Below are 14,353 nucleotides of genomic sequence, written 5' to 3'. Positions count from 1 at the left end.
GGCCAATTCGTCCTGTTTTAGCTTGATAAAACTCCTTAATCATGACAGTGACTTAGCTCACCTCGCCTCCTGAAAAGATTTACTCAAACCCCAATAATGACTGTTCAGCATAATGGTTCTTATTTTCTGCCTTAATCTGGAGCTTTATAAAAATAATGCTGAAATTTTAACAGTAGATTTAAAGCATGCTAATATGCAAAGCATAAGGAAAATACTGCTTGAATCATGTCAAATATCAACAAAAAGCTGTTTAAACGCCTACACTTAAATCATGCTTATGGACAGCTGATTGCACTGATTTTTGTACCCATTACTATTCTGGCCTGTGTCGGCGCTGCTCTGGTCATTTCAGAGACTTCCAATGCCGCTCGTGCCCAGCAAAAGCAGATGGCCATTGCGATTCTGACCCGTTTTCAGGCCACGTCTGAATATGCGCTGGACATTTTGAGCCTGTACCCATGGCAATATGAGCAGGCTCATGATGCCATGCAAAATATGCTGAATGAAAAGCATCTGGTTCGTGCGGCTATTCTGGATGAAAATGGCAAAAGTAAACTCGGCATTGGTTTTCAGGAACAGGCGCCTTGGCCGGACTTTAAAAAAGATGGCAATTTTGTTGGCCCGATCTTAGATAAAAACAATCATATTTATGCAGTCAAAGTAAATGAAAATGGCATGAATGCAGGCTGGCTGGCGATCGAACTGGACAATCAGCCCTTAGAAATTGCCCGCTACCGGGTCTTGATCGTTTTGATTGCGACCGGCTTATTGACCTTATTGCTCTTGTTGTTATGTCTGAATTTCTATTCACGTCGCTGGATTGCGCCGATGTATGAGATTCGCATGCAGCTGCAACGCCTGAATGCCGACACCCTAGATCAGCATATGGTGATTAACAGTACCGGTGAACTGCGTCTTTTGCAGCGTGATATTGCCAATGTGGTGAAACGTCTACATTTCAGTTTTCTGGAATTGCGCGAGCATACCGAACAGACCGAAGATGATTTGCGCCGTACTCTAGATACTTTAGAAGTTCAAAATATTACTTATCGTCAGGCACGTGACCAGGCGATTTCGGCCAACCAGGCCAAGTCGGTATTTCTGGCCAATATTTCCCATGAATTACGCACACCCTTAAACAGTATGGATGGTTTTATTCACCTGCTGCTGCGTCAAGGCAATCTTAGCAATGAGCAAAGCCTGTATTTGCAGACCATCCGCAAATCTTCTGCACATTTGCTGGCCCTGATCAATGATGTACTGGATTTCTCCAAGATTGATGCTGGCAAACTGGAACTGGAAACTGCACCTTTTGATCTGGAAGAAGCTATCTTTGATGTGATGGACATGCTCTCGCCACTGGCTGCACAGAAGCATATCGATATGGCGTTCTATTTTGCAGACAATGTACCGAAACATGTGATTGGTGATGTACTACGCTTTAAGCAGATTCTGACCAACCTGATTTCTAATGCGATCAAGTTTACTCCAGACGGCGAAATCATTGTTCGGGCACGCATGGAGCACGATGATATTGGGCAATGTCTGCTGCATTTCAGTGTTCAGGACAGCGGCATTGGCCTGAGCGGAACTGACCGTAAAAAACTGTTTGAATCCTTCTCGCAAGGCGATACCTCGGTCACCCGCCAATTCGGCGGTACAGGTTTAGGCCTGGCCATTTCCAAACAACTGGTCCACTTGATGCATGGTCAAATCGGATTTGAAGATAATCAGGAACGTGCTCCAACAGAAAAAGGCTCAACCTTCTGGTTTACCGCCCAATTCCCGGTGGATGAAGATATTATCCATGAGCACCCGGATTTCAGTGATCTGACGGTTGTGTCTTATCTCGCCCATCCGGCAACAGCGAATGTATTAAGACATTATCTGGAAAATTATCACGTTAAACATATTGAATCGACATCCATTCTGGATCTGTTTAGCCGTCTGAACCATTTACAAAATATTGAGAATACCTGGCTGATTGTTGACCATAGTGGTGATAGCCAAGCCTTACTGACAGAAATTCGTTCTCGCTATCAGGGACATCTGGCTGTGTATGGTTATCAAATGCAGCTTGATCCGAACATGCTGAATGATCATCGTGCCCGTGCTCTGCATCAGCCACTCAGTCGTAGTGCCCTGATTCAGCTACTCGGCAATCAACCCGTCTTTGATCAGGAACAGCATGAAGACTTTAATGGCCAGGGACTGCATATCCTTGCCGTTGATGACCATCTGCCGAACCTGATTGTTCTGGAGGCCTTGCTAGCCGAACTGAATGTGACCACAACCAAAGCCATTAGCGGACAGGAAGCGATTGATATCATCCAGAGCCGTTATGAACAGGGTCTGCCATCTTTTGATCTGATATTTATGGATATCCAGATGCCAGTGATGTCCGGTATCGATACCACCCGTGCAATCCGTTCACTGGAATCAACTTTTGAAAATCATCAGCGTCTGCCGATTATTGCCCTGACAGCACATGCCCTTTCCGACGAGAAGCAAAAACTGTTACAAAATGGTATGGATGATTATGTCACCAAGCCTATTCAGATTGATCAGATCGTGCAGATCCTGACGCAGTGGACGACTGAAAGTTTTAAAAAGATTCCAGTGCTGGAACGTGCCAATGTCATTGATGCGCTGGATCCGAATATTCTGGATTGGCAACAAAGCTTGCAACTGGCAGCCAATAAAGAAGATCTGGCAGTCGATCTGCTTAGCATGCTGGTCGACAGTTTTGAAAAAGAGCTGGATGAAATTAAGCAATTAATTGAGCTGGAAGATTTTCCGCAGCTGGAACATGTTTTGCACCGTCTCTATGGGGCTACCCGTTACGTCGGCACACCGACTCTGCAAAAAGTTACCGGAAGTTTTGAGCAGTTTGTCTCGACCTTGCGTAAGGAACGCCGTAAGGCCGATGACAGTTTTGTTCAGGAAGTACTGAAATATCTGGATGAACTGAAAGCAGTGATTGAGCAGGTAGAACAGGCAGCTCAGCAAATTTTAAACAAGCATAGTGGTTAAAAAATTACTGTTTTACTTACTCATATCTGTATGACTGCACTGTCATGCAAGCACAGATTGCTCATGCTATGCTCGCTTACAGAAAAATTAAGGATGAATACCATGTCACTTGTACGCTTTGAAAAAAATAATGGAATTGCCACGGTTACTCTCAGCCGTCCAGATAAACGTAATGCCATGAGCTTTGCCCTGCTGCGTGAACTGGTGCAGATTGCGAACCGGATTAAAAAAGACAAGTCGGTGCGGTGTGTCATTTTAACCGGTGAAGCGCAGGTCTTTAGTGCCGGCATTGACTTGGCCGATTTAAATAATCCTAAAAATCGGGCCTATGCGGCCTGGGAACTGATTCGTCCTGGACAGAGCTTATTTCAGAAAGCTTTTCTGGTCTGGCAGGAACTGCCTGTACCCGTCATTGCAGCCATTGAAGGTTTCTGCTTTGGTGCAGGTATGCAACTTGCGTTGGCTGCGGATATCCGAATCGCCCATCCTGCGACCAAAATGTCAATTATGGAAACTCGTTGGGGTCTAGTACCAGATATGGGGCTAACGCGTTCTCTCAAAGGTCTGATCGGGATTGATTTGGCCAAAGAGCTGACTTTAACCGCACGTATTTTTGAAGGTGCCTATGCCAAAGAAATTGGTCTGATCACCCATGTCGATGAGCAGCCATTAGCAAAAGCACAGGCTTTGGCTGAAGAAATGTCACAACGCTCTCCAGATGCCTTGATGGCCTCTAAATTTGTGCTGGATGCGATGGAACACAAACCCAACAAGTCACTGCGTATGGAAAAAATCTGGCAGCTTAAACTGTTACTCGGTAAAAACAGCCAACTGGCACGTAAAAAGGATAAAGATCCGGACGTGCAGTTTGTGCCACGTCAATATCGATAATTATGGCTGAAGCAAAATCAAAAGATGAGAGATAAAATGCAATTCGATCGTGATAGCAAAATTGCCTTTTTAGGTATGGGACTCATGGGTAGCCGCATGGCAACCCGACTGCTGAAAGCTGGTTTCCAAGTTGCAGTCTGGAACCGCACGGCCAGTGCCTGCGATCCATTGCTTGCACTGGGAGCCACTCCGCTATATCTAGATCAAATTGCAGATTATCCCGTTATTCTGACCTGTCTGGCAGATGATGCTGCGGTGCAATCGGTCTTTGAGCAGATTCAGCCCTATCTGGTGGCTGGTCAGATCATTGTCGATTTTTCCAGTCTTTCCATACATCAAACTAAAAATCTGGCTGAACAAGCCCAAGCTAAACAAGCCACTTGGATTGACTCTCCTGTATCTGGCGGTACAGTCGGTGCAGAACAAGGCACGCTAGTGATCTTCGCTGGCGGTGATGCAGAAACTATTACCGCACTTGATCCAATCTATAAGGTGCTTTCACAACGTGTCACTCGCATGGGTGATACTGGAACCGGTCAGGCGACTAAAATCTGTAATCAGCTGATTGTGGCAGCGAATAGCACCTTGATAGCTGAGGCAGTGGCTTTGGCTGATCGTGCCGGTGTGGATACTGCCCTGCTTGCACTAGCATTAGCCGGTGGTTTTGCTGACTCCAAGCCTTTTCAAATTCTAGCCCCACGTATGGCCAGCCAGACGTTTGAACCCGTGCAATGGAAAGTGCAGACATTGTCTAAAGACCTGAACAATGCTGTGCAACTGGCAGCTACTTTATCTTTGGATATTCCTGTGGCCAGCCAAGCCCTGTCTCAACTCAAAACCCATCAGCAAGACGGATTTGCTGAAGCCGATCTAGCCACTGTTATCAAGCACGTAGACCGCTAATATTACATTTCAATATTCTGACTTGAGCAAGGAAAAGCCCATGACCAAACTCGCCGTTAACCTCTCCATGATTTTCACGGAAGTACCGCTCTTAGAACGTTTTGCCTTGGCTCATGCGCACGGTTTTAAGCATGTGGAAATCCAGTTCCCCTATGAACTGAGTATTGAGCAGATTCAGCAGCAGCTTCAGTTACATGATCTTGATATCTGCCTGATTAATGTGCCTGCTGGTGATCTGATGCAAGGTGGACACGGTCTGGCCGGTATCCCTGGACAGGAAATCGAGTTTCGTCATGCCATAGAGCAAGCCATTCAATATGCGACTGCTCTGAATGTGCCGAGTGTCAATATTCTGGCCGGCAAACAGCCACTGGATTGTGACCTGCTTCCTTGCCTGAACACCTTGGCGAGTAATCTGAAAATTGCCTGCTCCATGCTCTCTGATTATCAGATTCAGCCAGTCTTTGAAATGATCAACGGTCAGGACATGCCACGTTTCCTGATTCAGAATGTGGCTCAAGCTCAGGAGATGCTGGAAGCGGTTAATCATTCTGCCTTGAAAATGCAATATGACTGTTATCATATGGCCATGATGGGTGAAGATGTACTGGAAGCCTTAAAAGAAAATATTGCAGAGATTGGTCATATTCAGTTTGCAGACTGCCCGGGGCGTCATCAACCCAATACCGCATCCATTCCATATTATGAGATTTTTCAATGGTTAGAGAATAGCCAATACAGTGGTTATGTCGCAGCCGAATATAAACCTCTGGGGACTTCGGGAGAATCCTTTGGCTGGAAAGAACAGTTCTTCCCGGAGTATGACTAAAGCGACGGAAGGTGCATTTGAAATTTTGGGCTAAAACCGCTATATTAGATCATGCATAATTGTTAGGAAATTATACTCCCTATGAATTTAGAACCATCGCCCAGCGCTTCTAATTCTCACGATCACACTATGAATTCTCATGCACAAGCAGTAAACGCATGCTTGAAAGTTGTACATGCAGCCCTCGAAGATGTAAAGGCTAAAGAAGTTGTTCAGCTTGATGTGGCTAGCATCAGTAACGTGGCAGATGCCATGGTGATTGCAAGCGGTACATCAACCCGCCATATCAAATCACTTGCAGATAATGTTGCTGAAGAAGCACGTAAAGCAGGTTTCCGTCCGCTTGGTATCGAAGGCGAACGTGATGCAGAATGGATCCTGATTGATCTAGGTTTTGTTGTAGTGCACTGCATGCTGCCTACAGCGCGTAAATTCTATGACCTAGAAAGCCTATGGCGCAATCCTGCAGATTCTGTAGCATAAATATCGAATATTCAAAAAAAGCGACCTATGTAGGTCGCTTTTTTATATCATTTAACTTGAATCAAACTAGGGCGTGTCCTCATTTGAAGAATTGGTTTTAAATACTTAAAATCCTCCTTTAAGCTCTTTTCATTTCTATATTTTTTCAATGGCACGTACTCTTCTCACCGATGATATTTGGCAGCAAATTCAAGATACTATGCGATTACACGGTTGTTACTGTTCAAAAAATAGTAGAAATATCATGGAAGCCATCTTATGGAAACTACGTACGGGTGCGACATGGCATGATATTCCTCAAGAACTTTGCCCTTGGCAAACTGCTTACAATCGCTTTAATCGCTGGGCAAGTAAGGGATTATGGGATAAATTTTTTTTAGATTACGAGGCATTCTGGATCAGGAATGGGTATTCATTGATGGAAGCTACATACGCGTGCATCAACATGCAAGTGGAGCTCGGCATGGTTTCGAAAGAGCAATTGGACAATCACGCGGTGGACGAACAACAAAAATACATCTTGCAACCGACGCGAATGGATTATCGATTGATTTTAAAATCACTGGGGGTGACGTCCACGACAGTCAAGTTGCAAAACAACTGATTGATATTGTAGGCGAGGCAACTTATCTCATTGCTGACAAGGGGTATGATGCTGAGCACATTAGAATATGTGCCAAGAACAAGAATATGATTCCCATTATTCCATTGAGATCAAACAGTAAGAGATCGAATAAGGAATTTGATAAATATCTATATAAATTAAGACATTTAGTTGAAAATGCTTTTGCGAGATTAAAACATTTCCGTGCTATTGCAACTCGATTTGATAAACTAGCACGCAATTATAAATCTATGATCCGTATAGCCTGCATATTTATTTGGTGCAAAGCCAAATGAGGACACGTCCTAGAAATTTATGGATCAATAACTTTAATAAATTCGTTTTGCTATCAGATTTAATCATTCAGCCCATTTTTTAAACGTTTTGTTGCAATTTTATCTAGACCAATTTTCTAAAAATAAAACACCGTAGCTAATTTTATTTTGTAATTCTTTCCGATTCAGCTTTTATATAGGAGGGAGAATTTATCTATAATTTAAATGGAAAAATCCCCCTTTTGAAAGGGGGATTTTAGATGATCCAGTGAATGGAAAGTCTTAGTGACCTGTACCATTAATCGCTTTGGTCATATCTTCCACAACTTTCTTCGCATCACCGAAAATCATCATGGTTTTGTCGTTATAGAACAGGTCATTGTCCAGACCTGCATAACCGGTCGCCATAGAACGCTTGATGACCATAATGGTACGCGCCTTGTGAGCCTCCAGAATTGGCATGCCGTAGATCGGAGAGTTCGGATCGTCTTTTGCAGCCGGGTTTACCACGTCGTTTGCACCAATGACCAGTACTACGTCAGTTGCCGGGAAGTCCGAGTTGATCTCGTCCATTTCCAGAATGTCTTCATAAGGAACATCAGCTTCTGCAAGCAATACGTTCATATGACCTGGCATACGACCAGCAACCGGGTGAATCGCAAAACGTACAGTCACGCCCTGCTCTTTCAGCAAGTTTGCCAGTTCTTTAACTGCATTTTGTGCACGGCCTTGTGCCATACCATAACCCGGTACAATGACAACGCTGTCTGCATTTGACATTAAGAAGCCAGCATCATCCGCAGAACCTGAACGGTAGTTACGTTGCACTTGTGCACCCGCAGCTGCTGTCGGCGCAGCGGCACCGCCCATCGCACCACCAAACAATACGTTGATGATTGAACGGTTCATCGCTTTACACATGATGTAAGACAGAATCGCACCTGAAGAACCAACCAGCGAACCTGCAACGATCAGCATGTTGTTTTCGAGTGTGAAACCAATCCCTGCTGCTGCCCAGCCTGAGAATGAGTTCAATAGCGAAACCACAACCGGCATATCGCCACCGCCTACTGGTGCAATCCATACCCAGCCAAATGCCAGTGCAAGACCAGTCATTGCCCAGAAAGATGTCATGCTACCTGTCAGGAAGAAGTGAATCCCTGCTGCCAGCATTGCAATAAAGATCAGAGCCTGAATCGGTTTTACCCAGCCACCTGAAATGGTTTTTGCCCATTTCTTTGCAGCCAGCTTACCGTATGCAAATACAGAAGCAGTAAAGGTAATCGCCCCCACAAAACAGCCCACAAACAGTTCAAACAGGTGAACCTTGCTCATTTCATGGAAAGTCACACCATTTGCAGCCAACAGGTCCGGACCCAATTCAACCAGCTTGTTGTTATGGATAATTGCTGCAACTGCAATCAATACTGCAGCCAGACCCACCAGTGAGTGCATAAGTGCCACAGTTTCTGGCATCTGGGTCATTGGTACAGTACGTGCACGCGCAATACCCACCACTGCACCCGCCGCCATGGCTGCAAGAATCATCCAGACTACTGGATTTTCAGCGACAAAGAATGTGGTGACTACAGCAATCGCCATGGCAATCATACCGTAGCGGTTACCTGCAATTGCAGTTTTAGGACCAGACAAACCACGTAGCGTTAAGATAAAAAGAACGGCGCCAATCAGGTAGAACCAATCCGCATACTCTCGAATAAATTCCATGGTTTAACCCTCTTTTTTCTTTTGCTTAGGTTTGAACATTTCCAGCATACGTGCAGTCACGGCAAAGCCACCGAAAATATTAATGCTCGCCAGAAATACTGCGATTGCCCCCAGTACACTCACCACGTTAATGGTCTGGAAATCCACGCTGCCTTCAACGCCCACCATTGGCAAGCCAACAGTTTGAATCATTGCGCCCACGATAATGATCGAAGACAAGGCATTGGTCACCGCCATCAATGGCGTATGTAGTGCTGGTGTTACCCCCCAAACTACGTAGTAACCCACGAAGATGGCCAGGACGAAAATCGTAATTGTTTCAACCATGAGTCTGCTCCTTAACCACGTTTTAACAGCACTTGGCCGCCGTGAGTGACAAGTAGGGCTTTTTGAATTTCATCTTCCTGATTCAGGACAAAGTTCTTATCTGCATCAAAAAGTGTTTCAACAAAGTTATACACGTTACGTGCATATAGCGCTGAAGCTTCAGTCGACACCGTTGATGGGATATTTGGAACACCCAGAATCTTCACACCATTTTCAGTCACAACAGTTTCGCCGCACTTAGAACCTTCCACGTTACCGCCTGATTCCACTGCCATATCCAGAATGACTGAGCCTGGCTTCATCTTGGCTACAGTTTCAGCGCGGATTAAACGCGGTGCATCACGACCTGGTAACAATGCAGTGGTAATCACGATATCGGCATTCGATACCGCTTTATCGACAATCGCGGCCTGATCCTTGATGTACTGTTCACCTGGCATCCAGCCATAACCGTTTTTAACTGCTTCATCAGCACGTGCCTGCTCTTCAGGAGACATTGGCACGTCTAGCCATTTACCGCCTAAAGACTCAACCTGATCTTTGGCAGTCGGACGAAGGTCAGTTGCTTCTACGACTGCACCTAGGCGTTTCGCTGTTGCAATTGCTTGAAGGCCTGCTACCCCGACCCCCATGATCACGACACGAGCCGGTTTCACCGTACCTGCCGCTGTCATCAGCATTGGGAACATGCGCTGATATTCAGCAGCAGCTAAAAGCACTGATTTATAACCTGCGAGATTCGCTTGCGAAGACAATACGTCCATGTTTTGCGCACGTGACAGCGTACGTGGCAAAAGCTCAAGAGCAAATGCAGACACATTCTGTGCCGCGAACTGGTCAAGCTCGGTATTGCGGTATGGGTCAAACATCGCTACAACCGTGGTGTTGGCTGACAGCTTTTGAATTTCCTCACCTTTCGGTGCACGAACTTTCAAAACTATCTGACTACCGGTGTAGGCATCATCCGTAATTTTGGCACCAACTTGCTCATAGGCACTGTCGATGTAGGCAGCTTTAACACCTGCTCCACGTTCGATCACCACACTATGACCAGCGCTGATCAATTTCTTTACTGTCTCAGGCGTCGCAGCGACGCGATTTTCACCGATGACAGTTTCGGCTGGAATTCCAATCTGCATGAGCGTCCCTCAAGCTAATTTTTTCTTAAGTAAACACCGCAATTTACGGTGCTTCCCCTCAGGATGTGTTTTTGTTGAATTTTTGGATTCTAATTAAACTTCTAGAAATTACTACCTATTATTTATTTAATAAATACCCATATTTTGAACTGACGATTCATAAAAATGATGCAGTCATATAGCATTATTTATTAGTTCAGCCTGATTATTTTGATTTGCTGAATTTATAAACGATATTCATTCTCTTGAACGATGACTGTTTTCTTAGTTATTTTTTATTAGATTACTTTTTGTTTTATTTTGTTACATTGATCATTCTGACAGATATTTCATTTTTCCTGCTAAGCAAATCTTTATTTCAAATGAACTGATAAAGCCTAAATTAAGGCACTTTTCTAGGGCAGTTTTCTGTTTTTGACCTTTTTGACAATTTTAATCTATTTTTGAATATTTATTTTTAAACTCTAAAAATACTGTTTTCCTATAACTTTTTCATTTTTCACTCATAAAAAATATGAATTAATGATGAAAAAATTGATTTGAGATTCACTTATTTGACTTATTCAGCTCAAGTCTTAAGACTTACCTGAAATAAGTGAAAAAATATTCTGCAACATTTATTATATTAATACTCAGCCCACCATCAGATTTACAAATTCTTCATTCTGCACCAATTTTGGGCAATCACTGATTCAGATTGAGATCTGTCACTTGGTCTTAAATAAGATGACTTAATACAAAGCGCTTCCAAGTCCATTTTCTCAAGTGAAAAAGTTAAATTTCTAGCGAATTTTCATCTCTTATCAATCCAGAAAAGTACTTTTTTGTGGCATTTCTCTTCTATGAGTTCGAGCACTTTGCACTATTTTTCTACTTTTATCCTGACGGGTTTTCGCCTATAGTGCCTGCAACCTATGCATCATCTTTGATGTTCTTTATAAAAATTCTCCCTGAGCTTAAGGTACTTGCCATGACTCCTCCTCTCGATATCAGTCAAAATAAATCTCTGTTATGGCTGATGGCGATCGCATGTGGTTTATGTGCAGGTGCAAACTATTATTGCCAACCGCTTATCTCCTCGATTCAGCAATATTATCAGGTACCAGAATCCCAAGTGGCGCTGACCGTGACCTTTGCGCAGGTGTCTTATGCCTTGGGCCTGCTGTTTATTGTGCCTTTGGGAGACATGCTGAATAAGTCCAGACTCATTCCTTTTTTGATGTTTGGTGCCGCATTAGGCTTGCTGATCTGTGCCACAGCAGTCAACCTGCCGATGCTCTGGGTGGGCACTATTATTGCCGGGCTATTTTCTGTTGCTGCCCAGATTCTGATTCCATTAGCTACGATGGCTGTCCGACCTGAAAAAACCGGAGAAGTGGTCGGTTTTCTTATGAGTGGCTTATTAGTCGGTATCTTATTGTCGACCAGTATTGCCGGCCTTCTTTCAGACCTGTTTCACTGGAAAACCATTTATGCGCTCAGTAGTATGGCACTGCTGGTTTTGGGCTTTTACTTAAAAGGACAATTGCCCAGCATGCCGCGTATGCGTATCAGCTATGCAGCAATTTTTAAATCCATGGGTATGCTACTGCGTGAGGAACCGCGACTGGGCTTACGCTCCCTGATTGGTGCATGTGCCTTTGCAGCCATGAGCATGCTGTTTTCAACCATTGCCCTGCTGCTGACCCAGAAACCTTTTCATCTTTCTGATGTGATGGTGGGCCTAGTAACACTAGTTGGTGTTTTTGGTGCGCTGTCGACTCAGGTTATTGGCAAATGGGCGGATCGCGGCTATATCAAGATCCTAACCTGGATTGGCTGTTCAATTTTGGCAGGAAGCTGGCTATTTTTATATTTTGGTGGCGTGTCCCTGCTCAGTTATATTCTAGGTTATGCCCTGATTAACTTAGGCCTGGCGATTACTCATAGCTGTAATCAGAACGTGATTTTCCGCTTGCGCCCGGATGCCAAATCACGCCTGAACTCTATTTACATGACGCTGTATTTTATTGGTGGGGCCTGTGGTTCTGCCTTGGGGGTTTATGCCTGGCATCATGGTGGCTGGAGCATGACCTGTCTGTTTGGACTTGGCTTGGCACTATGCGCCACCCTGTTTGCACTAATTGATCAATGGCAGCAGCATCGAGCAAAAGCTTAAACAAATTTAACTGACTTGTACGACTGGGTAATAAGGTTTACCCGAATCCCAAGTCGCTGCATTTTCCAAAAGGATGCAGATAAAAGTGGGCAGTAACCCGGCCAGAACCCGACAGCTGTCTTGAAGTTGCTTGACGTTAAACGAGCTCTGATAAGTCACACCGCCCTGCATAAGCTGATAATGCAAGGTGGAAAGACGGTTAAAAATCACCAATAAAATTTCACTTAAATTTCGTTCCTGTACAGCCTTTTGTATTTTCTGCTTTTGCTGGTCTAATGCTTCACGGCAGCTTTCCAGACTGACTTTATGATGGCGATAATCCCAGAAACCTTGATCGGTATAAGGGCTATCCAGCAGTGCAGAAATTGGCTGGTTGTATTTCTCCCAGACAATATGCTGAAGTTTTTGTTCCACATCTTTTTGACAGAGGGTTTCCAGAAATTGATGCAGGCTTTGTTGATCCTGACGAACCTCTGTTTCTTGTGCATAAATCGAATTAAAACTGATCCACAGGCTAATAAACTTAAACTCTAGTTCCTCATCCAGCTCTAATGCTTTTTTAAACCAACTAAGTCCCCGTTGAATCCGTAAATTAAAATAGTCTGAATGTTGAGGTTTTTTGCTTTTATAAATCTCCTCCAACATGAGCATCGTTATTCTCCTTATTTATCTCGTTTTCTTTATCTTAATCTTAAATATCTCAGAATATAGCATTGCCGAATGACTGGGAGTTTATTTTTTTCAATTCCCACAATTTCTCTTGTTAAATATCTTTATTGGAATAACAGTTATAGATCCTCATGCAGTTCAGCCTTTGATCATGCAAATTTTATGCTAGTATTACGCCCTCTTTTTACAGTACTGCTTTTTTTGAGCAGATTTCCAGCAATTCTTGCTCATTCTTGTACTGCTATTACTCTTCCATTTCATTTAAGGCGTGATTTTGAATGACTGATCTCAGCACCATTGAAAACAAACTTCAACCTCGCATCAGTGTTGCGCCGATGATGGACTGGACCACCAAAGATTATCGTTTCTTTGCGCGCCTGTTTAATCCAAATGTCATTTTATATACCGAAATGGTGACGACAGGTGCCATCATTCATGGCGATGCTAAACGCCATCTGGACTTCAATAAAGAAGAATATCCGATTGTGTTACAGCTCGGCGGTTCCAATCCTCAAGATCTGGCAACTTGTACTAAAATGGCTCAGGACTGGGGTTACAATGAAGTTAACCTGAATGTCGGCTGTCCGAGTGACCGGGTACAAAATAATAAAATCGGTGCCTGCCTGATGGCCGAACCTGATCTGGTCGCAGAATGTATTGATGCAATGCGTAATGCCGTTGATATTCCGGTGAGTGTGAAACACCGCATTGGTATTGATGACATGCATTCTTATGAAGAAATGCTGCATTTTGTGGATACGGTCGCCAAAACCGGTTGCGATAATTTTATCGTGCACGCGCGAATTGCTTTACTCCAAGGTCTTTCACCTAAAGAAAACCGTGAAATCCCGCCACTGCGCTATGAAGATGTTTACCGTCTGAAGCAGGACCGTCCAAAACTGACCATTGAAATTAATGGCGGGATTAAAACCTACGCAGAAACGCTTGAACATCTCAAGCATGTCGATGGCGTGATGATTGGCCGCGAAGCCTATCACAACCCATACCTGTTAGCTGAGCTGGGTCAACTATGGAATCTCGAAGCACCAGACCGTTTTGAAATCATGCAACAAATGCTGCCTTACATTGCCCAACGTATGGCTGAAGGTGCACCATTGTCGATTATTACCCGTCATATTTTAGGTTTATTTCAGAACTTGCCAGGTGCACGTAAATGGCGTCAGGCTTTAAGTGGTGGCAATGCCAAAACGCTAAAAGATGTAGAAACAGCATTATTGAATATTCAGGAAGCCATGCAGCGTACTGAAGATTATCTGCGTGAACATCAAGTTCAGCCTTAAAATCAAAAAGCAC

12 protein-coding genes are annotated in these 14,353 nt (G+C 44.0%); 8 read left to right on the top strand and 4 right to left on the bottom strand.

The window, feature by feature from the left end; translation table 11 throughout:
* Positions 1-225 precede the first annotated feature (225 nt).
* The 6 genes from B3J29_RS05750 to B3J29_RS05725 all read left to right on the top strand — a co-directional run bounded on the left by B3J29_RS05750 (position 226) and on the right by B3J29_RS05725 (position 7,039).
* Entirely contained in the window at positions 226-3,033 is a 2,808-nt protein-coding gene (locus B3J29_RS05750) for a GacS-like sensor histidine kinase (RefSeq protein WP_286964590.1), read from the top strand.
* A gap of 102 nt (positions 3,034-3,135) precedes the next feature.
* Entirely contained in the window at positions 3,136-3,924 is a 789-nt protein-coding gene (locus B3J29_RS05745) for a crotonase/enoyl-CoA hydratase family protein (RefSeq protein WP_286741019.1), read from the top strand.
* A gap of 36 nt (positions 3,925-3,960) precedes the next feature.
* On the top strand, positions 3,961-4,827 hold the full coding sequence (locus tag B3J29_RS05740) for an NAD(P)-dependent oxidoreductase (RefSeq protein ID WP_286741016.1): 867 nt from the start codon (positions 3,961-3,963) through the stop codon (positions 4,825-4,827).
* 40 nt (positions 4,828-4,867) lie between these two features.
* A complete protein-coding gene (locus B3J29_RS05735; RefSeq protein WP_034170849.1) occupies positions 4,868-5,656 on the top strand; it encodes a hydroxypyruvate isomerase family protein in 789 nt (262 codons plus the stop codon).
* Between the two features lie 81 nt (positions 5,657-5,737).
* Positions 5,738-6,139: a ribosome silencing factor gene (gene rsfS, locus B3J29_RS05730; protein ID WP_004783634.1), complete on the top strand. Its 402-nt coding sequence runs from the start codon at positions 5,738-5,740 to the stop codon at positions 6,137-6,139.
* Positions 6,140-6,287: 148 nt separating this feature from the next.
* A protein-coding gene (locus B3J29_RS05725; protein WP_414632197.1) for an IS5 family transposase occupies positions 6,288-7,039 on the top strand; the annotation gives its coding sequence in 2 pieces (ribosomal slippage) (positions 6,288-6,522 and positions 6,522-7,039; 753 coding nt in all).
* Positions 7,040-7,300: 261 nt separating this feature from the next.
* Here B3J29_RS05725 and B3J29_RS05720 read toward each other — a convergent pair.
* Genes B3J29_RS05720 through B3J29_RS05710 form a run of 3 tightly spaced genes read right to left on the bottom strand, consistent with a single transcriptional unit; the run spans position 7,301 to position 10,212 of the window.
* Complete coding sequence (locus B3J29_RS05720; protein ID WP_214001954.1) at positions 7,301-8,746, bottom strand: NAD(P)(+) transhydrogenase (Re/Si-specific) subunit beta; 1,446 nt, start codon at positions 8,744-8,746, stop codon at positions 7,301-7,303.
* A 3-nt stretch (positions 8,747-8,749) separates the two neighbouring features.
* A complete protein-coding gene (locus B3J29_RS05715; RefSeq protein ID WP_004783638.1) occupies positions 8,750-9,073 on the bottom strand; it encodes a proton-translocating transhydrogenase family protein in 324 nt (107 codons plus the stop codon).
* A gap of 11 nt (positions 9,074-9,084) precedes the next feature.
* Positions 9,085-10,212, bottom strand: coding sequence for a Re/Si-specific NAD(P)(+) transhydrogenase subunit alpha (locus B3J29_RS05710; protein WP_286739153.1), 1,128 nt, complete (start codon positions 10,210-10,212; stop codon positions 9,085-9,087).
* A 970-nt stretch (positions 10,213-11,182) separates the two neighbouring features.
* On the opposite strand from B3J29_RS05710, the gene B3J29_RS05705 reads away from it, so the two are divergent.
* A complete protein-coding gene (locus B3J29_RS05705; RefSeq protein WP_286739151.1) occupies positions 11,183-12,370 on the top strand; it encodes an MFS transporter in 1,188 nt (395 codons plus the stop codon).
* 6 nt (positions 12,371-12,376) lie between these two features.
* Here the strand turns inward: B3J29_RS05705 and B3J29_RS05700 are convergent, their stop codons facing one another.
* Complete coding sequence (locus B3J29_RS05700) at positions 12,377-13,021, bottom strand: HEPN domain-containing protein (RefSeq protein ID WP_286739149.1); 645 nt, start codon at positions 13,019-13,021, stop codon at positions 12,377-12,379.
* 296 nt (positions 13,022-13,317) lie between these two features.
* Here B3J29_RS05700 and dusA point away from each other — a divergent pair, with 296 nt between their 5' ends.
* Positions 13,318-14,340, top strand: a complete 1,023-nt coding sequence (dusA, locus tag B3J29_RS05695) for a tRNA dihydrouridine(20/20a) synthase DusA (protein WP_286739147.1) — start codon at positions 13,318-13,320, stop codon at positions 14,338-14,340.
* Positions 14,341-14,353 lie beyond the last annotated feature (13 nt).

The organism is Acinetobacter sp. UBA5984 (assembly GCF_002429925.1).
Lineage (GTDB): Bacteria > Pseudomonadota > Gammaproteobacteria > Pseudomonadales > Moraxellaceae > Acinetobacter > Acinetobacter variabilis.
Note: the sequence above shows the minus strand (reverse complement) of the source record. Positions and strands in the feature narration are given on the sequence as shown.

What these genes read in the sequence shown, in the direction of transcription:
- B3J29_RS05750 (WP_286964590.1), top strand. Translation starts at nt 226, where the DNA reads ATGTCAAATATCAACAAAAAGCTGTTTAAACGCCTACACTTAAATCAT.
- B3J29_RS05745 (WP_286741019.1), top strand. Translation starts at nt 3,136, where the DNA reads ATGTCACTTGTACGCTTTGAAAAAAATAATGGAATTGCCACGGTTACT.
- B3J29_RS05740 (WP_286741016.1), top strand. Translation starts at nt 3,961, where the DNA reads ATGCAATTCGATCGTGATAGCAAAATTGCCTTTTTAGGTATGGGACTC.
- B3J29_RS05735 (WP_034170849.1), top strand. Translation starts at nt 4,868, where the DNA reads ATGACCAAACTCGCCGTTAACCTCTCCATGATTTTCACGGAAGTACCG.
- rsfS (WP_004783634.1), top strand. Translation starts at nt 5,738, where the DNA reads ATGAATTTAGAACCATCGCCCAGCGCTTCTAATTCTCACGATCACACT.
- B3J29_RS05720 (WP_214001954.1), bottom strand. Translation starts at nt 8,746, where the DNA reads ATGGAATTTATTCGAGAGTATGCGGATTGGTTCTACCTGATTGGCGCC.
- B3J29_RS05715 (WP_004783638.1), bottom strand. Translation starts at nt 9,073, where the DNA reads ATGGTTGAAACAATTACGATTTTCGTCCTGGCCATCTTCGTGGGTTAC.
- B3J29_RS05710 (WP_286739153.1), bottom strand. Translation starts at nt 10,212, where the DNA reads ATGCAGATTGGAATTCCAGCCGAAACTGTCATCGGTGAAAATCGCGTC.
- B3J29_RS05705 (WP_286739151.1), top strand. Translation starts at nt 11,183, where the DNA reads ATGACTCCTCCTCTCGATATCAGTCAAAATAAATCTCTGTTATGGCTG.
- B3J29_RS05700 (WP_286739149.1), bottom strand. Translation starts at nt 13,021, where the DNA reads ATGCTCATGTTGGAGGAGATTTATAAAAGCAAAAAACCTCAACATTCA.
- dusA (WP_286739147.1), top strand. Translation starts at nt 13,318, where the DNA reads ATGACTGATCTCAGCACCATTGAAAACAAACTTCAACCTCGCATCAGT.